The following is a 19,623-nucleotide window of genomic DNA, read 5'->3' on the forward strand; positions in this document are numbered from 1 at the left end:
GGCGGCGGCCTGCTTATCGGTGGTCTATGCCTGCTGGGAGCAGGGCTACCGCTGTTTCGCTGATGGTCGTACGCAGCCTACGCCTGTCGCGGCTTGGAGCCGCGTTGGCCCTGATGGCGGCGCTTCGAAGCCTGGGGTAGACCCGCCACCCGGCATCAGCCGGGCAGGGGACGGCATGACCAACACGGACCAGCGCAGCGCCGACTTCCTCGCCATTGCGATTGAGAACGCGGAACTGCGCCAACAGCTCGCGGACGTGCAGGACCAGTGTGTGGAGCTGGCCGTCGACGCGGACGAACAGCACGCCGAGAACGAGGCGCTACGGCACCGCCTAGCCCAGGCCGAGAAGGATCGCGACGCCTGGCGCAGAGAGGCGGAACAGAGCCGGCGCGTGGGCTGAAATCGCTAGGGAGTTATCCACCGACGCCCTTGGCTGCCGCAGATCTGCGAGGTAGTTCTTCCTGGCGCGACGCAGTAGTGCCCCCCGCTCACGTCGCGCAATCCGGCCGTCCTGGCTTTGGCAAAACTCCGGGGACGCGGCGGGTGAAGGGCAGGGGCCGCTTAAGCGCCCCTGCCCGCCCGAGGCTTGGGCACGCTTCCAGATCAAAATCTGGCGCATCGCGGTAGCGGAGATTTCTCCTACACGTTGCGCCTGCTGCTTCCGACCCTTCACAGACCCTCAAAAGGTCCGCTTAGCGGCACCTTGGTGGAGGATGACCTACGTCCGGGTCGGGTGGACTTTTGCCGGTCCGCTTTCAGGATATCAGATGAGGGAAGCAGACCTTCGTTCGGGCGGGGAGATTCGACTGCTTGGCGCCGATTGCCGCCCTGCAGACAAATCCGGCAGCCGACGTTCCGTCAGTGAAGATTCCGGCTTTGCATCACGCCAGGAGCCCACCTTTGACTCACGATTGAGTGATTGCCATCTAACTGAGATGAGATGAACGCTCCTACTACAGCATCAACTACCCGGCCCCCCGGACAGCATTATTATCATTGGCCGGCTCTACGTATTGCCAGGCTCACGCGAGAACGCGAAATCAACACCTGCCGTCTCCTATGCAGATTGTCGACGATATGCGAGCGGACTTGTCCCGGTTGCTCGACGAAATGCCCGCGAAAAATTGGACTGAGACGAAAAGCAACAAGCAAGGGTGATTTCTGCGACGCCGAGGTGCCCCAGTGCCAGGAGTGACTTCGCCCGTTCAAGCCTCATGCCGGCGAGGTACCGATGTGGCGGCGTTCCCATGCGTCGTGCGAACATGCGGAGGAAATGGAACGGGCTCAGGCAGGCTACTGCGGCCAAGTCATCCAGGCTAATGTCGTCCTCGACATGCTGGGCCATGTATTCAAGCACGCGGCGCAACCGCCGTTCGTCGAGCTGGTGCTGCCGCTCCTGGCCTGAAGTGCCGCATCCCGCAGCATAGCGCTCGGCGATCCGTGCCGTCAGCCGGTGAGCCAGGCTCTGGACCAGAACCTGCGCAGTCGAGGTTGGCTCCTGCATCTCCGCCAGAAGCGCCCAGCCGACCTGACGGATTTGATCGTCTCGGAGACCGGCGAGATAGCGCACGGAGCCCTGTGCGACTAACAATCCGCCATTCTCGTTGCCATGGCGCGCGAAGCAGTCCGCGGGCAGATAGAGGTGGAGGATGTCGTGCCACTGCGAGATCCGGATATCCTCCTCCTGCACCCCGCTCGGGCAGAGCCAGGCGATCCCGGGCTCGACCCGGGTGCGCTGCCAGACGCCCTGGCCGCGCCGTGTCACGACACAGTCGCCGTGGCATGCCACAGCGATACAGATCTCAAGGGCTTTGGGTTCAAAGGGCGGCAACTCGGCCGCCTCGTGGCGGCGCAGGTCCGCTATAAGCCCAGTCCAAGCTAGCCGCCGCGATGTGTTGATGACGTCGAGTCCACCGTATTTGCGGGGACCGTCAGCTTCCAGATCCATGGGGTGGCCTCCCCGGGCAAGGCGCATCGCGACTCTATCAGCAGAAAGAAATAGCAACGCCGCGAAAACAGCAATCCGGGAACGGACAGCCGGCGGGCTCGCGTGGAACCCTCGCTTCGACTTCACTTCCGGCGAGGAACCAGCAATGCCCGCACCCCAGGGGTGGATGGCCGTAGCCATCCTGACGAGCATACAGGCCGCCGGCACTCTCCTGGGAGGATCAGCCATGGCCGAGACGGACGGACCGGACCTTCCGGCGCAACTGGTCCGGGATTTTCACCGCGCGTTCGGAGATCACCACGCACGCGCCGTCCATGCCAAAGGCGTTATCCTCGAAGGCCGGTTCGAGCCCAGCAACGAGGCCCAGGTCGTGTCGAAGGCCGAGGTGTTTACCGGCAAACGGCACCTCACCGTCCGTTTTTCCGATTTTACCGGACTTCCCGATATCTCGGACACGAGCGGCGATGCCAACCCGCGTGGTCTGGCCATCAAGTTCGACCTGCCTGGCGAGGCGACCTACGACATCGTTTCCCACAGCTTCAACGGCTTCCCGGTGGCGACGGCTGCCGAGTTCAGCACGCTCTTGCAGGCGCTTCCGCTGAGTGGCCCCGATGCCGCCAAGCCAACGGCGCTCGACCGGTTCTTCACTGACCATCCGCGGGCGCTGACCTTCTTCACAACCCAGAAGCGACCGCCGGAGAGCTTCGCCACAACCGCTTATTTCGGGGTGAATGCTTTTACTTTCACGGACACAACCGGGCGGACCCTGACTGTTCGCTACCGGTTCGTGCCAGGCGCCGGGGAGCACTACCTAGATCCGGATGCGCTAAAGAAGCGGTCGGCCAGCTACCTCGTCGACGAGATCGGCCCACGGGTAGCGGCGCATCCCATCACCTTCACGTGGCAAGCGCAGATCGCACAGCCTGCAGACAGCGCGGAAGATCCCTCGACGGCCTGGCCGGAGACAAGGCGACTCATCACGCTCGGGGTTATTACCATCGACAGGGCGGTCGAGAACACGCCTGAGCGCGACCGCGCACTGCTCTTTATGCCGGGCAACGTGCCGCCCGGAATCGGCATCGCCGATCCTATGCTCACGGTACGAAACGCGGCCTACCCAGTGTCTTTCGGTGAACGGCAATAGGCGAGCCGTATGGCCGCAGCGATTTCTGCGGCGGGAATCGGCGAAGTCGTTCTCGCGTCGCCGGCACTGGCCGAAACTCTGCGGCTCTTGAAGGATCGACAATGATGAAGCAGCGAGCAGTGTTACGGGTCAAAACGTCGATCGTATTGGCATTTTTCTCCGGCTCAGCACTTGGCGCCGAACACACACGACACGAAACGGTAGCACCTGCTTTCCAGAGCACAATTCCGAACATGCCAGGTAAAAGCCTCGTCAGCGCCGTAGTCGAGTACCCGCCTGGAGCCAAGTCGCCGAGCCATCATCACGCTTCGTCGGCCTTCGTGTATGCCTAAGTGCTTTCGGGTGCGGTGCGCAGCCAGGTAGACGGCGCGCAAGTCCGCGTTTACCGGGCCGGCGAGAGCTTCTCTGAGGCTCCTGGCGCTCATCACGCTATCAGTGAGAATGCAAGCAACACGGAGCCGGCGCGACTGTTGGCAGTGTTCGTTCTCGACACAGGAGATCATCCCCTGACGACGCCCGACAGATAGGGCCACACCTTGATCGTGTCGTATCAGCTCGCTTCAGGCTTGTTCTGCAGCCGCATCAATCCAACGGCGGTGATCGGCGAAGCGCTCCGCCAACAAGTCGAGGAAGCTTCGTACCTTCGTGGAGAGATAGCGCCGGTGCGGGTAGATGGCGTTGATGGCGAACTCGACCGGCCGATGCTGGGGCAACAGGCGAACCAAACTACCGATCTCTAGATCCTGGCCGACCAGGAACATGGGTGCCAGAAAGATGCCACCACCGTCGAGCGTGAGCTTACGAAGAAGGGGAGCGCTGTTGCTGACCAGGTTGCCAACAACCTTGATCGAAGCGGTTTTACCGTCCTCCGTCTCGAAGCGCCACTCGTCTCCATAGGGATAGAACGCGTAGCGAAGGCAATTGTGGTGGGCCAAATCGCTGAGCTGCACCGGCGCCGGATGGTTATCGAGATAGGCTGGGGCACAGGTCAGAACGTGACGCCACGGTGTCAGCTTTCTCACGATCAGACCGGAGTCCGGCGGGGGCGTCGCTCGGATTGCGAGGTCGTACCCATCCTCAATCAGGTCAACCATTCGATCGCCGACGGTCAGATCGACTGTCACGGCCGGGTAGAGCGCTAGGTACTCACGCAAAACCGGCGCCATGAAGTTCGAGATATGCCCCGCTACGTGGAGCCTCAACTGCCCGCGCGGCGTAGCGTGTAGAGCGCCTGCTATCCGATCTGCTTCATCAAGCTCCGCCAGAATCTGGCCGGACCGCTCGTAGTAAGCCTGTCCGATTTCCGTAAGACTGACCTTGCGCGTCGTGCGGTTTAGAAGACGCGCGCCAAGCCGGTCCTCTAAGGCCTGCACATGCTTGCTCACCATCGTGACGGACATGTTCAGGCGCCGGGCGGCCGCTGAGAAACCGCCTCCCTCAACGACCCGTCCGAAGACAACGAGGCTCGTCAATCGATCCATCGGCGGCCGGACATTATCCGCTCCCGGTTTACAGTCCTTCTCATACTCCCAGGATTATCACTTCGGTGCCGAAGTCGCACTCTCAGGCCATGCAGAGAAGCCGTTCCTCAACAGGGAAGGCGCCATGCAAGACAGGAGGATACCATGTCCGAGATGCCCCGCCCTGAGACCTTCCAAAAGGCAGTCGACATCGCTGAACAGACGAGGCCGGAAGCCGGTACGCCCAACCGAGTTCCGACCTGGCGGCGCACGTTCAAGCGCGCGGCCCTCGTTCTCGCGCTGCTCGCAGGCACGGGTGCCGGAGCGCACTACGGCTACGAGTATTGGACGACGGGGCAGTATCTGATCTCGACCGATGATGCCTACGTGAAGGCGGACTATACAACGATCGCCCCTAAGGTGTCCGGCTACATCGCCGATGTACAGGTCGCCGACAACCAGCCTGTCAAAACCGGGCAGGTCCTCGCCCGCATCGACGACCGCGACTTCCGCGCGTCGCTTGCCCAAGCGCAGGCTACTGTCGCTGCGGCCGAGGCCACGGTCCGCAACCTCGGAGCCCAGATTGTCCTTCAGCACGCGGTCGTCGATCAGCAGGATGCGCAGATCGCCCTGACGCAGGCCTCCCTCAAGTTTGCGAACGAAGAGGCCGAACGCTATCAGACGCTCGTCAAGACCGGATCCGGCACGCTCCAGAGGGCACAGGCGACGGAAGCCGGCCAGAGCGAGAAGACGGCGCAGCTACGCCGCGACCAATCTGCCAAGACCGCCGCCAAACAACAGATCGAGGTTCTAAGCACCGAGGTTGGCCGGGCTGAGGCGCAGCGTGACCACGCTCGCGCGCTGGCTCGGCAGGCCGAACTCAACCTGTCCTATACGGTCGTGACCGCGCCCGTGGACGGAACGGTGGGCTCGCGCACCCTACGCGTCGGGCAGTACGTGCAGGCCGGCACCCAGCTCATGGCGGTGGTTCCACTCGACGCAACATACATCGTGGCAAACTACAAAGAGACCCAACTCACCGACGTCCGCCCGGGCCAACCCGTCGAGGTCGAGGTCGACACCTTCGCCGGACGTAAGCTCAAGGGCCACGTCGACAGCCTGTCCCCGGCGAGTGGCCTGGAGTTCGCCCTGCTGCCGCCGGANCCGTCGAGGTCGAGGTCGACACCTTCGCCGGACGTAAGCTCAAGGGCCACGTCGACAGCCTGTCCCCGGCGAGTGGCCTGGAGTTCGCCCTGCTGCCGCCGGATAACGCCACCGGCAACTTCACGAAGATCGTCCAGCGCATCCCGGTCAAGATCGTGCTGGAGAACCGGGCCGCATCCGGAGCGCTGCGCGCTGGCATGTCGGTCGAGTCGATCATCGATACGAAGGGTGCCCCGTCCGACACGGGGACCCGTCCCTGAGCCGGCGCCATCTTCAACTCTCGCCGGATAGTCCTTCCCCCAATCACTGCATTCTCGCCGGCGCGCCGGCAGCGCATCCTGCCTTACTAGAGCAGGAAGGAGCTTCCTATGGCCTCCCTCGTAGCCGATGACACCCCGACCGAGTCCGCCGTCTCCACCTTTGTAGAACGCGCCGAATACGACGCTGAGCAGACCCAGGCGCCTTCAGGCGTGAAGATGTGGTCGGCGGTCATCGGCGCCACGCTCGGTGCCTTCATGGCGGTCCTGAACATCCAGATCGTCAACGCTTCGCTCGCCGACATCCAGGGAGCGATAGGCGCTGGCACGGACGACGGCGGGTGGATCTCGACCTCCTATCTCATCGCCGAAATCGTCGTGATTCCCCTCTCTGGCTGGCTCGCGCAGGTGTTCTCCTTGCGCCGCTACCTGCTCGTTAATGCGGTCCTGTTCCTGGTCTTCGTGGCCTGCGCCTTCGCGACCAACCTCTCGCAGATGATCGTGCTGCGCGCGGTCCAGGGCTTCTCCGGCGGGGTCCTGATCCCGATGGCCTTCACCATTATCATCACGCTTCTCCCCAAGGCCAAGCAGCCTGTCGGGCTGGCGCTGTTCGCACTCTCGGCCACCTTCGCCCCCGCCATCGGTCCGACCATCGGCGGCTACCTCACCGAGACCTACAGCTGGAAGTACATCTTCTACGTCAATCTCGTGCCCGGCGCCCTGATGGTCGCCTTGCTGTGGTTCTCCCTCGACCGCACGCCGATGAAGCTGTTCCTCCTGCGCCAGGGCGACTGGGTCGGCATCGTGACCATGGCGGTCGGTCTCGCCGCCCTGCAGACTGCGCTGGAGGAGGGCAACAAGGACGATTGGTTTGGCTCACCCTTCATCGTGCGCCTGTCCGTCGTCGCGGCGGTCTCACTGACGCTGTTCGTCTGGATCGAGCTGACCACGCTCCGGCCGCTTTTGAACCTCCGCCTGCTCGGCCGCCGAAACTTCGGCTTTGGCATCTTGGCGAACTTCCTGCTGGGGATCGCACTCTACGGCTCGGTCTTCATCCTGCCAGTCTATCTCTCGCGCATCCAAGGCTACAACGCCGAGCAGATCGGCATCGTGCTGGCCTGGACCGGCTTCCCGCAGCTTCTCCTGATCCCGCTCGTGCCGCGTCTGATGCAGCGCTTCGATGCGCGCCTGGTGATCGGGACCGGATTTGCCCTGTTCGCGGCATCCAACTTCATGAACGTCTACATGACGGCCAATACGGCGGCCGATCAATTGTTCTTGCCCAACGTGGTGCGTGCCCTCGGTCAGGCGCTGGTATTCGCGCCGCTCTCGGCCGTGGCGACCGCCGGCATCGAGAAGGAGAACGCGGGCTCGGCCTCAGCCCTCTTCAACATGATGCGCAACCTGGGCGGCGCCATCGGCATCGCCATGCTCCAGACGTTCCTGTCCAAGCGCGAGCAGTTCCACTCGAACATCCTGACGCATCACGTCTCCTTGTTCGAAGAGGCCACCCGCGCCCGCCTGGTGAGCCTGACCCGCTACTTCCTCGACCACGGCGTCTCAGACCCCGCCGTGGCCGGCCATAGGGCGGTCGTCGCCGTCGCCCTTAGGGTGCGGCAGCAAGCCAACGTCATGGCCTTCGGTGACACCTTCTTCCTACTCGGCGCCGCTCTCGTGGTGGCGCTGCTGGCAAGCCTCCTTCTCAAGAAGCCCGATCACCTCGACGCGAGTGGCGCCCATTGAGCCTGTTCCATCCCGCCTCGGCGGACACACGCTTCACCCGCAAGCACCCCAAGGAGACACGCCATGACGACATCGGTTCTCAATGAGGCCCGGAATATGACCCACACGTCGCAGACCATGAAGGCTTGCCGCGTCCATCAGTTCGGCCTGCCGAGCGTCATCACCTTGGAGGACATCCCGCGGCCTGAACCGGGCGAGGGTGAAGTCCTTGTGAAGGTCCATGCAGCCGGCGTCGGGCCCTGGGATGCATGGATCCGAGCAGGGCGAAGCTTGCTGCCTCAGCCCTTGCCGCTGACGCTTGGCTCCGATGTCTCGGGCACCGTTGCGGCGCTCGGCCAGGGCGTTTCCAGGTTCACTTTCTCGGACGCCGTCTTCGGTGTGACGAACAAGCGCTTCACGGATGGGTATGCCGAGTATGCCCTTGCCTCAGCCGACATGCTGGCGATCAAGCCAAAGGGTCTGGCGCATGTGGATGCCGCATCCCTGCCGGTGGTTGCCGTGACGGCCTGGCAGGCACTCTTCGATCATGCTCACGTCGGCAACGGTCAGACGGTGCTGATCCTCGGAGCTGCCGGCAATGTCGGCACCTTCGCCGTGCAGTTCGCCCGTGCGGCGGGCGCGTACGTAATCGCCGGGGCAAGCACAGCGGAGCACGCCTACCTTCGCAGCATCGGCGCAAATGACGTTATCGACATCCGCTCGGAGAGGTTCGAGGACAAAACAATTCTCGTTGATGTTGTCATGGACCTTGTTGGAGGTGAGATCCAGGCACGCTCCTTCTCAATCATCAAACCAGGTGGAACACTGGTTTCTGCCGTATCCAGGCCTGACGTTGCCTTAGCCGCTACGCACGGCGTCACGGCCGCGTTCTTTTTTGTGGACGTGACTACAGACATCCTTGATCAGATCGCTGCCGAAGTCTTTTCTGGTCGCGTCGTGACGCAGATTGGGGCGCTCCTGCCACTGGCCAGCGCGCGCACGGCGCATGAAATGCTGGAAGGATCTCGCCCGCGGCCGCGCGGAAAGATCGTTCTGCGGGTTGTACCTTGATCCGTACGCATCTCGAAAAGCTTGGCGAGTGTCGTGGAACTCCTGATTTTTGCGACACTCGTAGGGGCAGGCAACGACGGCCCTACGAACGACGGTTTCTGAGTTCGATGTAAACCGACGTCTATGGCAATGTCGGGTGGATTTCAGCTGGTCTACTTACGGGCAGTTCAAGCCTTACTGCGGACGTAGACGCCAGATAGATGGGCGATCCGTCGCAGAAGCACCTTCTTGGCAACGATAGAAGTCAAAAGCGTGCTGCGACACCGCCCATGATCGTGCGCGGCGTACCCGGTGTAGCGTAGCGGTTCTGGAAGGCGCGGTCGTAGTAGGTCGTGTCGAGTAGGTTGTCGACATTAAGATAGACTCGCACCTGCGGAGTGATCCAGTAGTACGAGATTAGGTTGACGACCGTGTATTCCGGCAGGCGGAAGGTCGAGAGGGCGGTGCCGGCCACGCGCTGACCGACATAAGTCACGCCACCACCAAGACCAAGCCCCCGTAATTCTGCCCCTTGGAACTCGTAGACGCTCTGCAGGGCGAGGGTGTCGGCAGGAATGTTGGCGATCCGCGTGCCCACGGGCAGCGTGTTGTCGCGGCTCACGGCGGCATCCGCATGGGTGTAGGTGCCGATCACCCGCCAGCCGGGTGCCAGATATCCAGCAACGGTCAGGTCGAAGCCCCGGCTGCGCACCTCGCCCGCCGCTACGCTGAAGTTTGGATCGACCGCATCGGCCGTGAGGACATTGGTGCGCCGAATGTCGAACAGAGCCGCCGTGGCGCTCAGTTGTCCGTCAAGCAGGCTGAGCTTGGTGCCGACCTCGTAGCCCTCGCCTTGCTGGAAAGCGAAAGGGCGTCCCGAGCGATCCGTACCGGTATTTGGCAGGAAGGAACGGCCGTAGCTGCCGTAGACCGAGACCTCATCGGTGAGATCGTAGGTGAGGCCGAAGCGCGGGGTCGCGACCGTGTCCTGCAGGCTCGTGGTGCGGCCGGTGCGGTAGTCGGTGGAAACGAGGCCTAGGTTCTCCACGCGCACGCCCAGAAGGGCATGGAGGCGTGGGGTGAGGTCTATCTGATCCTGAACGTAGCCGCCGAAGCTCTCGGTGTTCTGCAGGAAGTTGGTGATCGAGGCGAGAGGAGGCCGGGCGGATTGCCCGTAGCGGGGCGCGAGGAGGTCGAGGGTGAAGGGGAAGAGGTTCGCGTTCGAGCGGTTAAAGACCTCTCGATAGCGGTACGTGTCGTACTCGAAGCCCATCAGCAGAGTATGGCGGAATGGGCCGGTCTCAAACTTGCCCGCGAGGTTGAGCTGCAGGTCGAGATCCGACCAGCTCAAGTCGCGATGCTCGAAAGTTCGGCGCAGGGTGCGCCTGTCGCTGAGGACATTCATGGCGCCTACGCCGTCGCCGACGAGGCTCCCACCCAGCGCCTGAACCCCAGCAGTTACCACCCAGTCCTGATCGAGCTTGTGCTCGATGCGGAGCTGGCCGAGGGCGTTGTCGTTGCGCACCGGCGGGATGCCAGGCTCGCCGATGAAGCGGTTGCGTGGCAGGGCGCGGATGTTGCCGTTGATTGGTACGACGCCCCGGTCGAAGGTCGCGGCCGTGCTGACGAACTCGCCCTCCAAAGTGACCGTGGTGTCGGCGGCCGGCTTCCAGGCGATGACAGGAGCGAGGTAGAAACGATCGCTGTGCACGAAGTCGCGGAAGCTGCCGTTGTCCTCCACGGCTCCGGTAACGCGAGCGAGCACTCGGCCTTCCTCGTCGAGGGCGCCAGTGGCGTCGAAGGTGCTGCGCTTCTGGTTGAAGCTCCCGAACTGCGTGCCGATCGCGAGGGCGCGCTCGGCCAATGGCTGCTTGGTCACGATGTTGAAGGTGCCGCCGGGATCGCCGCGTCCGTATAGGAAGGCGGAAGGGCCCTTCAGCACCTCGATCCGCTCAATGGCGACCACGTCCGGAGAGGGCGGGTAGCCCCGGTTGATCGGAAATCCGTTGCGGTAGTACTCGCCCGTGTTGAAGCCGCGGATGGTGAACTCCGTCAAGCCAAGGCCTGCAAAGTTGTTGGCCCGGCCGACGCCGGCAAGATCGAGGGCGGTGTCGACCCGCGTTGCGGCGGCGTCCTGCAGAACCCGATCCGGTACGACGACAACCGTCTGGGGCACCTCGCGAAGGGGTGTGTCGGTGCGGGTCGCGCTCACGCTATCCCGTGCAAGGTAGCCATCGACTTTGCGTGTAGATCCACCGGTAGGCGCGCCAGTGCCGGCCACTGACAATTCGTCGAGCTGCACCTCTTGAGACACGTCTGCAGCGAGTTGGGCTACAGCCGGATCGGGCCCAAAGCCGATCAACGAACCCGATTGAGCCACAACCATGAATGTAGCTGATACGGCCAGCGCAGTGCTTCTCTTGGTCATTTTTCTCGGCATTGTCACGGGCGTAAACCAGCTTAGGTTAATTCCGCCCGTTACAATTTAGAAACATACGCGGTCAAGCTCACGAGGTTCGGATCACACAGGATTAGTTTAGAGTTATTCGAACATACCTCGGCCTGAGTCTAGAAGCTTTACAATCTGTAGTATCTTGGAGAAAGTGTGTTGCGTAAGTGTTACAGCGATAAGATCGTTCTATTGGTCGGCAGCTATATTTTTCGTTTACTTGGTTTGAAGTAACATCTCGTCGGCGTAGCTCAAACCAACAGCGCAACCGTTGGAAGTCCTGATGGGTGGATGGCTGCTTTCAGGAAGTGCTCATAGATGGCCGTATGACCGACTGGGGTGGAATGCGGTCCGGCTGCTTTCGATCGGAAGACGTCCTTAAGCGCCCTATCGTAGAGGCCATCGGGCATCGGCCAGTTGCACCACTGGGCGCAGGCTGCCTAACCTCCCACCGCAGATGGACCAAAGCCTCCGCTCCTGAACACCGCAGACAGTCCCAAATCATCTGAAGACGCACAACCATCCAGAACCATACCGATGCAATGTTACAATGTTGCGGAAAATGGCGTTCCCTCGATTGACTATGCGGCAGCGCCCGGCGAATGTCTGACCGTCAAGGTTCCTGCGGGTCGTCGGCTCGCGGGCTAAGAGGGAATTCGGGGTGCTCGCAGGAGTGCTTCCGAAGCTGCCCCCGCAACTGTCAGCGGCGAGCCCTTTCCGTTCATGGTCACTGGTGCGTCGCACCGGGAAGGCCGAGGCGAGGGCAATGACCCGCGAGCCAGGAGACCTGCCTTGCACCACGATACGTCTCTCGGGCGGGGTGTCCCGGCGGAGCGCATGAGCGGACTCGGCTGCTGACGCGGCCGATCCCGTGAGGGCACCCGCTCGGCCGTCGCTCGACAACCTTGAGCGCACTGGTGCCTTTTTGTCCCAACCTGCCGACCTCGAAGGCCCCGATCCTGAACCTGCCCGTTCCGGCGAAGCGTTGTCGGACGTCGGGGCATCGAGGATCGCACTACGCGCTTGCCGCAATCCTCTCGGCAGCTGCGCCTTCCTTGGAGGCCCGGGCGCAGGAGGCCGTCACGCTGGAGGAGCTCTCCGTGGAAGGGGCTGGCGGAGGTGCCCCGGCCGTCGCTGGTGCTGGTCCCAACTCAGGTATCGGCCTGATCGGTCCGACCCCGGGTTACCGGGACGACCGGGCTGTGAGCAGCACGAAGACCGACACGCCCCAGCGCGACGTGCCCCAGGTCGTCACCGTCGCACCGCGGGAGGTCATCACGGATCTGGCCGCCACCCGGGTCGACCGGGTCTTCAACTATACGCCCGGTGTCGCCCAGCAGAACAATTTCGGCGGCCTGACGGTGTTCAGCTACGCCATCCGCGGCACGACGACCTCGGAACTCTACCGTAACGGCTTCCCGATCAACCGGGGCTCGCCGCCGCCGCCTGACACCCAGAACGTCGAGCGGATCGAGGTCCTGAAGGGTCCCGGCGGCGGCCTGTTCGGGCGCAGCGACCCGGGCGGCCTCGTCAATTTCGTCACCAAGCAGCCGACCGCCGAGCGCTTCGTCGAGATGGGCGGCCTGTGGGGCTCGTTCGAGCAGTTCCGCGGCACGGTGGATGCCGGCGGCGCCCTGAACGAGGACGGCACGCTCCTCTACCGCTTCAACTTCGCGGGCGGACGCCAGAACAGCTTTCGCGATTTCGTCGATGGCGACCGGCTCCTCGTCGCGCCCGTCGTAAGTTGGCAGATCACGCCGGACACGAAAATCACCGTCGAAACCGAGTTCCTGCGCAACCGCGTCGTCTTCGACCGGGGCGTGATCGCGATCAACAAGCAACTGGGATTCCTGCCAATCTCCCGCTTCCTCGGTGAGCCGGGGCAGAGCACCGATCAGAGTTCGGACACGATGCAGGTGCGCGTCGAGCATCGCTTCAACGCCGATTGGCAGATGCGGCTGGCCACCCACTTCAACACCGGCTCGCTGGTCGGGGAATCGGCGGAGGTCCGTGGCCTCGCCGCTGACAACCGCACGGTTCTGCGCGACCGGAACTTTCGCGATTACCGCTGGGATACCGCCATCGGCCAGGCCGAGGTGGTGGGGCGCTTCACCACCGGTGATCTGGGCCATACCGTGCTTCTCGGCTTCGAGCGGGAGAGCACCGACAGCCGCGTGGTCTACGACCGCTCGAACTTCCGCCAGAGCCCCTACAGCCTCGACATCTACGATCCGCGCTACGGCCAGGCCCTGCCGCCGCTGACCATCCGGCGCAACAACCTGGAGCGGGTCACCAATACCGCCCTCTACGCCCAGGACCAGATCGCGCTCAGTCCGGAGTGGAAAGCCCTGCTCGGGGTCCGGTTCGACTTCTTCGAGCAATCCTTCCGCGAGCGCACAACGGCGACGCAGACGGAACAATCCCGGGTGGCGACGACACCGCGCGCCGGCCTCGTCTACCAGCCCCTGCCGGAGCTCTCGCTCTACACCAATGTCGGCACCAGCTTCCGGCCCAATATCGGCCCCGACGCCTTCGCGGTAGCTCGCTCCGTGCCGTTCGAGCCCGAGACCGGCATCGGCTACGAAGTCGGTGCCAAGCTCGATGTGTTCGGCGGCGCGCTCGGCCTGACGGCAGCGGCCTTCCGCATCGAGCGGCAGAACGTGCTCACGGCCGACCCCAACAACAGCGGCTTCTCGTTGGCAGCGGGCCGCGTGCGCAGCCAGGGCTTAGAACTGACCGCCGCCGGCCAGATCACCCCCGAGATCAAGGTTCTGGCGGGTTACGTCTATGCCGACGCGGTGGTGACCAAGGACAACGTGCTTCCCGTGGGCGCACCGCTCATCAACATCCCGCGCCACTCGGGCAGCCTGCTTGCCGTGCACGAGGTGCAGGCGGGCCCCTGGAAGGGGCTAGGCCTCGGCGGCGGCGTGCGCGGCGTCGGCGAACGCGCCGGGGACGCGGCAGGCTCCGGCTTCGTGCTCCCGGCCTACATCGCGGTCGATGCCCTGGCCTATTACCGCTACGAGAACATGCGCTTCGGCCTTAACGTCGAGAACATCTTCGACGCGACCTACTACGAGAGTTCGAACAACGTCTTCCGGGTCTATCCCGGCGCGCCCCGGCGCTTCACAGGCACAATTTCGGTGCGCTTCTGATGGCCGAGGTCACGACCCATGCGGGCGACGCCGTGCTCGCCATCCGGGGGGTGAGCAAGCGTTTCGGCGAACGCCAGGCCCTCGACGGCCTCGACCTGTCGCTCCGCCCCGGCGAGGTCTTCGCCTTGCTCGGGCCGAACGGTGCCGGCAAGACGACCACGGTCAACCTAATCCTCGGCTTCCTGAAGGCGGATGCCGGCACGGTCGAGGTCTGTAGTGTGGACGCCGGCGCCGACCCGATCGGCGCCCGACGGCACGTAGCTTACATCCCCGAACAGGTAGCGCTCTACCCAGGCCTCTCGGGGGTGGCGAACCTGCGCTACTTCACGACGCTGGCCGGCCTCAACTTGAGCAAGGGGACCGCCCGCACGCTCCTCGCGGAGGCAGGCCTCGCCGAGGATGTCCACCACCGTCCCGCCGGCTCCTATTCCAAGGGCATGCGCCAGAAGGTCGGCATCGCGGTGGCACTCGCGCGCCGTGCCCGGCTCCTGCTCCTCGACGAACCAACCTCGGGCCTCGATCCGAGCGCGGCCGCGGACTTCTCGACCACGGTCCGGGCGGCCGCTGAGCGCGGCACCGCCATCCTGATGGCGACCCACGACCTCTACCGCGTGCGCGAGATGGCCGGGCGCGTCGGCGTGCTGAGCCGTGGTCGGATCGTCGAGGAGATCGACCCCAGAACCCTCGACCATGTCGGCTTGGAGCGGCTCTACATCGAGCGGCTGGCGGGGAGCGCGGCGTGAGGCAGCTCGCGGCCGAACTCGCGCGCACCGCCCAAGATGCGCGCCTTCGCTGGATCAGTGCCGTCCTCGTCCTGCTCCTCACGGTCGCAGGCCTCGGGGCTTGGCGGGATTCCACGCGCTACGCCGGCGAGGTCGCTCAGGTGGCCGCTGCCGAGCGCGCGCGCTGGCTCGGCCAGGATGCCAAGAACCCGCATTCGGCCGACCATTTCGGGCTGTGGGTGTTCCGTCCCTCCGCACCGCTTGCCGTGCTCGATCCCGGTACCGAGCCCTATACGGGCCGGATGGTACGGGTCGAGGCGCATGTCTTCAACGACGCGGTCTACCGCGCCATCCAGGATGCCGGACCGCTCGCGAGGTCCGGCCTCGGCAGCGTCGCCGACATCGTCCAGCTCGTGGTGCCGCTCGCCGCCATCCTGCTGGGCTTCTCCGCCTTCGCGGCTGACCGCGAGCGAGGCACGCTGCGTCTCGCGCTCGGCAACGGCGGCCCGCCGGGACGTCTCTTCGCGGCCCGGTTCGCGGCCCTTTTTGCCGCCCTCGCCCTGGTGGCTGGCCTCCCGCTCCTTGGGATCGGCGCGCTCGCGGTGATGAGCCAGGACCATACGGGCTGGCAGCTCGTTCCACGCCTGTTGACCTGGATCGCCGCACAACTCGCCTACGGCGCGGTGTTCCTGCTGCTCGCAATGCTCGTCTCGTTGGTCGCACGCACGGCACGGGGTGCGCTCGCCGCTTCGCTCGCGGCCTGGGTCCTCCTCTGCGTCGCGGCCCCCCGCCTCGCGGTCGTCGGCGTCGACGCCGTCGTGCCCGCCCTGTCCTACCGGGAGGTCCGAGCCCGGATCGAGGCTGGATTCCGGGGCCATCGCACCGCCGAGGCGAACGATGTTCGTACGCGCGAGGTGCTGGCCCGCTACGGCGTCAGCGATCCCGACGAACTGCCCGTGGACCTTCGCGGCCTGATGATGTCCGAGAACGAGAGCCACAACTTCGCGGTCTACGACCGCGAGCTCGGTGCCTTCTTCGATAGCCTCGCGGCCCAGGACAGAGCCTTGGCCTGGGCCGGCCTCCTGTCGCCGCGGGTCGCCCTGCAGGCCCTCTCGCAGACGCTGGCGGGCACCGATTTCGCCCAGCACGCCCACTTCGTCTGGGCGGCAGAGGCCTACCGGCGCGGAATCTCCGAACGCATGAACGCCGAGATCCGCGACCATCCCCAGCGCGGCGGAACCACCCTCGTCGCCGGATCGGATCTCTGGGGGGAGATCCCGTCTTTCGTCCCCCGGCCATTGCCGTTCGCAACAACGCTGGCCAACGCACGCGTTCCGGCCCTCGTCCTTGCCCTCTGGCTCGGTCTAATGGCGGCCCTGTGCCGTCCCCTGGTCCGGAGGTTGAAGCCGTGAGAACCGTCCGGTTCCCTATCCTGCTCGGCGCCGAACTGCGCCTGATCCTGCGCGAGCGCCTGACCTGGGCGATCCTCGCCGCCCTCCTCGTGGCGCTCTGCCTGGCGGCGTGGACGGGCGCCGGGCGCGTCGCCACGGAGCGGGCCGCCCTCGCGCAGGCCGCCGCCGACACCGACCGGGTCGTGCGGGACGCTAGGGCCGCCCATGAGCGCTACGCCAAGCCCTCGCCGATCAAGGTGAACTACTGGCAGGACCCCACCGACGCCTTCGGCTACATGACCTACTTCATGGCCGCCTACGCGGTGAAGCCGCCGACGCCGCTCGCTGCGTTCGCGGCCGGTCAGTCCGACGTGCAACCGGCGATCATGCGGGCCAGCTTCGGCTTCAGCACGGTTTTCGACGATACCGCCTACGAGCCCGGCTCGACGGCCCGGCTCAGGCTCGGCCCGTTCGATCTCGCCTTCGTGCTGGTCTACCTTGTGCCGCTCGCGGTCATCGCGCTCGCCGGCACGCGGCTTTCCTCCGAGCACGACAGCGGCATCCTGCGCATGATCGCGTCGCAGCCCGTCGGGCCGCGTCGCGTGGCGAGCGCGAAGTTCGGGGCCGTGGCGCTGATCGCCATCACGGCTGTGCTCGGCGGAACGGCGCTGGCGCTCATCGTCTCAGGCGGTCTCGGAGAGCTCAACGGTTGGGCGGGCACGCTGGCCCTCCTCGCGGCGGCCTTGGCCGCCTACGTCGTCTTGTGGGTGTCGGCCTGCGCCCTGGTGGCCAGCCTGTGGCGTGGGGGCGTCGGCGCCCTCGCGATTCTCGTACTGGCATGGGCCTGCGTCACGGTGGCCCTCCCAAGCACGCTCGGCCTCGTGGTCGATGTCCTCGCACCGACGCCTTCTCGGATCGCGGCCATTGATGCGAGCCGGCAGGCTCAGGTCCGCTTCTACACCGGGGAGGAAGGCGCGCGGATCACCGCGGCCTGGCTGACCGGCAAGGTTCCGAAGGCCGTGAGCCGGCCGGGGCTGGCAGAAGCGCCCGAGATCAAGCGCCTCGCCCGCGATGCGTTCTACGACGAAGCGCTGGCGGGCTACCGTGATGCCGCACGGGACCATGCCCGGGCGGTGGCGGCCTGGAGCCGGCGCTTGGCGATCCTGTCACCCGCGACGGTCCTCGCACGCGCACTGGAGATGGCGGCGGGAACCGACGCAGAGCGCCATTCCGCCTTCCTGGCGTCGGGCGCCGCTTATCGCCGGGACCTGCGTGCGTTCTTCGAGCCTCGCATTCTCGCCCAAGCCCTCGATCCAGTCCCGGTGTGTGAGAGCTGCCCCGCGCGTCTCGACTTCACCGCCTACGACGCCGTGCCGGCTTTCGAGCCCTCCGTCCCGCGCGTAGCGGCCGAACATCAGGCGATGGTCGCTCTCGGCTGTCTCATGGCGGGTGCCTTGTTCCTGACCGCGCTGGCCTACCGTCGTCTTTCCAGATGGCCTGCATGATGCGCCCGAACCGGAACGAAGCCTCCGAGGATGCCAGCCCGGTGGCGACCCAGCCCCATGACGTTTCCGCCGCCCGCGTCCGGCGCGGGGATGCCGGACGCGGGGCCTCGTCCGCGCGCGCCCGCCGCTACGCTCTCGATCTCATGCCGATTATCGACGCGATGCGTGGGGTAGTCGGGCGGACGCCCCAGTGCCTCGCCCTGGAGCTCACGCGGCGAGGGATCTGCAAGCCGCGCGGCGGCGCAGTCTGGACACCAGTCGATGTCGGCCGGCTCTTGCATCGGATCGGAACGGAGCGCGCGCGATGAGACCTGCAACTTTCGAAGGAGCGCACGGTCCGCGGTCCCGCATCGTCTCCATCGACGCCCTACGCGGCCTCGTCATGCTGCTCATGCTCGTCGACCACGTGCGGGAGTTCATCTACCTGCACGCCCAGGTTCGCGACCCGATGGACCTCAGCCTCACGCCTCCCGACCTCGTCATGACCCGGCTGACCTCGCATCTCTGCGCGCCTGTCTTCATCCTGCTCACCGGCCTCTCCGCCAGCCTCTATGCGCAGAAGCATGGCGACCGGGGGGCGGCTAGTGCCTTCCTGCTCAAGCGCGGCCTCCTGCTGATCCTCATGGAGGTGACGCTGGTCAGCCTCGCCTGGACCCGCAGTCTCGCTCCACCGATCCTCTACCTGCAGGTGATCTGGGCCATCGGCCTCAGCATGGTGGCGCTGGCCGCCCTGCTCTGGATACCGCGCGCTGCCCTCATCGTCTTCGCCGCTGCGGTGATGCTCGGCCACAACCTGCTCGACGGATTCGTGCTCCAGCCCGGCGACACCGGCTACGTCCTCTGGTCGATCCTGCACCAGCGCGGCTTCATCGAACTGCCCTGGGGCGTGGCGCGGACCTCCTATCCCGTGCTGCCCTGGTTCGGCGTGATCGCGGCAGGCTACGCCCTAGGGCCGCTCTTCGCCGGAGCGGTCGCGCCGGCCCCTCGTCGCAAAGAGCTCCTGGCGATGAGCGGCGCGGCGCTCATCGCCTTCCTGATCCTCCGGGGCCTCAACGGCTACGGCGAGCCGGTGCCGTGGCAGACGGGAGCGACGACCCTAATGACTGCGCTCTCCTTCGTGAACCTGACCAAGTACCCGCCCTCGGCCGACTTCCTGCTGCTGACCCTGGGCCTCGGGCTCGGGCTCCTCGCCTTGTTCGAGGCGGTGCCGGCGCGAAGCCTCGGCTGGCTGCGCACCTTCGGCGGCGCGCCGCTATTCTTCTACCTTGCGCATCTCTGGCTGTTGCGGCTTCTCCATGACGGCGCCCAGGCGCTCGGCCTCGGCGGCCCCACCGGCCGGATTGAGGCGGGAGCACCGGTGCAGATCTGGCTGGTCGCGGCGGCCCTTGCCCCCCCGCTCTGGCTCGCCTGCCGTTGGATGGTAGGCCTGAAACGTCGGGCGGCGTTGCCGGGCTTGAGCTACTTGTAGGCCCGCCAGGAGATGCCCTCTTCCAGAGGCTCGATAGAAGCCTCGCAATGGGTCCCGTTAATGGACACCGACCGATGCGAATTCACGGCTGGGTTGGGTGGGGTGCAAACGTCCGCTTCTGGACTGCAATGCATCAAAGCGGACGTTGCCCTTGCGCCCGCTCACGACCCTTTGCGGATCCTGGGAGA

At 65.1% G+C, this 19,623-nt stretch carries 14 protein-coding genes, 2 pseudogenes and 1 riboswitch; of the genes and pseudogenes, 13 read left to right on the top strand and 3 right to left on the bottom strand.

Translation table 11 applies throughout. The features are described 5' to 3' along the window. Window positions 1–175: 175 nt before the first annotated feature. Window positions 176–400 (top strand): hypothetical protein, encoded by a 225-nt coding sequence (locus ASF57_RS23735; RefSeq protein ID WP_056488472.1) that lies wholly within the window; start codon window positions 176–178, stop codon window positions 398–400. Window positions 401–1,057: 657 nt separating this feature from the next. On the opposite strand, the gene ASF57_RS23740 is transcribed toward ASF57_RS23735, so the two are convergent. Continuing rightward, window positions 1,058–1,948 carry an AraC family transcriptional regulator gene (locus ASF57_RS23740; protein WP_162241597.1) on the bottom strand — a complete coding sequence of 297 codons (891 nt, stop codon included), beginning with the start codon at window positions 1,946–1,948 and terminating at the stop codon, window positions 1,058–1,060. Window positions 1,949–2,174: 226 nt separating this feature from the next. On the opposite strand from ASF57_RS23740, the gene ASF57_RS26285 reads away from it, so the two are divergent. After that, complete coding sequence (locus tag ASF57_RS26285; protein WP_056488479.1) at window positions 2,175–3,092, top strand: catalase family peroxidase; 918 nt, start codon at window positions 2,175–2,177, stop codon at window positions 3,090–3,092. 104 nt (window positions 3,093–3,196) lie between these two features. Then, a pseudogene (locus ASF57_RS27160) lies at window positions 3,197–3,619 on the top strand (cupin domain-containing protein). A gap of 33 nt (window positions 3,620–3,652) precedes the next feature. Here the strand turns inward: ASF57_RS27160 and ASF57_RS23750 are convergent. Beyond that, on the bottom strand, window positions 3,653–4,573 hold the full coding sequence (locus ASF57_RS23750; RefSeq protein WP_056488485.1) for a LysR family transcriptional regulator: 921 nt from the start codon (window positions 4,571–4,573) through the stop codon (window positions 3,653–3,655). Window positions 4,574–4,717: 144 nt separating this feature from the next. Here ASF57_RS23750 and ASF57_RS23755 point away from each other — a divergent pair. From ASF57_RS23755 to ASF57_RS23765, 4 genes and pseudogenes are all read left to right on the top strand, one after another. Beyond that, window positions 4,718–5,715 (top strand): HlyD family secretion protein (locus tag ASF57_RS23755; protein WP_156376333.1); only part of this gene is annotated, 998 nt, incomplete at its 3' end. A gap of 1 nt (window position 5,716) precedes the next feature. Next, a pseudogene (locus tag ASF57_RS27165) lies at window positions 5,717–5,976 on the top strand (HlyD family secretion protein); the annotation flags it as partial. Window positions 5,977–6,084: 108 nt separating this feature from the next. After that, window positions 6,085–7,716, top strand: coding sequence for an MDR family MFS transporter (locus ASF57_RS23760; RefSeq protein ID WP_056488489.1), 1,632 nt, complete (start codon window positions 6,085–6,087; stop codon window positions 7,714–7,716). A gap of 63 nt (window positions 7,717–7,779) precedes the next feature. Next, complete coding sequence (locus tag ASF57_RS23765; protein WP_244477099.1) at window positions 7,780–8,766, top strand: NADP-dependent oxidoreductase; 987 nt, start codon at window positions 7,780–7,782, stop codon at window positions 8,764–8,766. A gap of 244 nt (window positions 8,767–9,010) precedes the next feature. On the opposite strand, the gene ASF57_RS23770 is transcribed toward ASF57_RS23765, so the two are convergent. Continuing rightward, window positions 9,011–11,131 (bottom strand): TonB-dependent siderophore receptor, encoded by a 2,121-nt coding sequence (locus tag ASF57_RS23770; RefSeq protein WP_244477106.1) that lies wholly within the window; start codon window positions 11,129–11,131, stop codon window positions 9,011–9,013. Between the two features lie 662 nt (window positions 11,132–11,793). Then, a riboswitch (cobalamin riboswitch) is annotated at window positions 11,794–12,004 on the top strand. Window positions 12,005–12,159: 155 nt separating this feature from the next. Here ASF57_RS23770 and ASF57_RS23775 point away from each other — a divergent pair. From ASF57_RS23775 to ASF57_RS23800, 6 genes are read left to right on the top strand one after another with little or no spacing between them, the layout of a single operon-like run. Further along, the gene (locus tag ASF57_RS23775; RefSeq protein ID WP_156376334.1) at window positions 12,160–14,349 is read left to right on the top strand and encodes a TonB-dependent siderophore receptor; all 2,190 of its coding nucleotides are present in this window, start codon (window positions 12,160–12,162) and stop codon (window positions 14,347–14,349) included. Continuing rightward, a complete protein-coding gene (locus ASF57_RS23780) occupies window positions 14,349–15,092 on the top strand; it encodes an ABC transporter ATP-binding protein (RefSeq protein ID WP_056180576.1) in 744 nt (247 codons plus the stop codon). Before ASF57_RS23775 ends, ASF57_RS23780 begins: the two co-directional genes overlap by 1 nt. Then, the gene (locus ASF57_RS23785; RefSeq protein ID WP_056488494.1) at window positions 15,089–16,483 is read left to right on the top strand and encodes a DUF3526 domain-containing protein; all 1,395 of its coding nucleotides are present in this window, start codon (window positions 15,089–15,091) and stop codon (window positions 16,481–16,483) included. The genes ASF57_RS23780 and ASF57_RS23785 overlap by 4 nt, the downstream gene beginning before the upstream one ends. Beyond that, entirely contained in the window at window positions 16,480–17,967 is a 1,488-nt protein-coding gene (locus tag ASF57_RS23790; protein ID WP_056488499.1) for a DUF3526 domain-containing protein, read from the top strand. The genes ASF57_RS23785 and ASF57_RS23790 overlap by 4 nt, the downstream gene beginning before the upstream one ends. Beyond that, on the top strand, window positions 17,964–18,275 hold the full coding sequence (locus ASF57_RS23795) for a hypothetical protein (protein WP_244477100.1): 312 nt from the start codon (window positions 17,964–17,966) through the stop codon (window positions 18,273–18,275). The genes ASF57_RS23790 and ASF57_RS23795 overlap by 4 nt, the downstream gene beginning before the upstream one ends. Then, entirely contained in the window at window positions 18,272–19,435 is a 1,164-nt protein-coding gene (locus ASF57_RS23800; RefSeq protein ID WP_056180585.1) for a heparan-alpha-glucosaminide N-acetyltransferase domain-containing protein, read from the top strand. Before ASF57_RS23795 ends, ASF57_RS23800 begins: the two co-directional genes overlap by 4 nt. Window positions 19,436–19,623: the final 188 nt, after the last annotated feature.

It is taken from the genome of Methylobacterium sp. Leaf117, from assembly GCF_001422985.1.
In the GTDB taxonomy this organism is placed as follows: Bacteria; Pseudomonadota; Alphaproteobacteria; order Rhizobiales; family Beijerinckiaceae; genus Methylobacterium.

What these genes read in the sequence shown, in the direction of transcription:
- ASF57_RS23735 (WP_056488472.1), top strand. Translation starts at nt 176, where the DNA reads ATGACCAACACGGACCAGCGCAGCGCCGACTTCCTCGCCATTGCGATT.
- ASF57_RS23740 (WP_162241597.1), bottom strand. Translation starts at nt 1,948, where the DNA reads ATGGATCTGGAAGCTGACGGTCCCCGCAAATACGGTGGACTCGACGTC.
- ASF57_RS26285 (WP_056488479.1), top strand. Translation starts at nt 2,175, where the DNA reads ATGGCCGAGACGGACGGACCGGACCTTCCGGCGCAACTGGTCCGGGAT.
- ASF57_RS23750 (WP_056488485.1), bottom strand. Translation starts at nt 4,573, where the DNA reads ATGGATCGATTGACGAGCCTCGTTGTCTTCGGACGGGTCGTTGAGGGA.
- ASF57_RS23760 (WP_056488489.1), top strand. Translation starts at nt 6,085, where the DNA reads ATGGCCTCCCTCGTAGCCGATGACACCCCGACCGAGTCCGCCGTCTCC.
- ASF57_RS23765 (WP_244477099.1), top strand. Translation starts at nt 7,780, where the DNA reads ATGACGACATCGGTTCTCAATGAGGCCCGGAATATGACCCACACGTCG.
- ASF57_RS23770 (WP_244477106.1), bottom strand. Translation starts at nt 11,131, where the DNA reads ATGGTTGTGGCTCAATCGGGTTCGTTGATCGGCTTTGGGCCCGATCCG.
- ASF57_RS23780 (WP_056180576.1), top strand. Translation starts at nt 14,349, where the DNA reads ATGGCCGAGGTCACGACCCATGCGGGCGACGCCGTGCTCGCCATCCGG.
- ASF57_RS23795 (WP_244477100.1), top strand. Translation starts at nt 17,964, where the DNA reads ATGATGCGCCCGAACCGGAACGAAGCCTCCGAGGATGCCAGCCCGGTG.
- ASF57_RS23800 (WP_056180585.1), top strand. Translation starts at nt 18,272, where the DNA reads ATGAGACCTGCAACTTTCGAAGGAGCGCACGGTCCGCGGTCCCGCATC.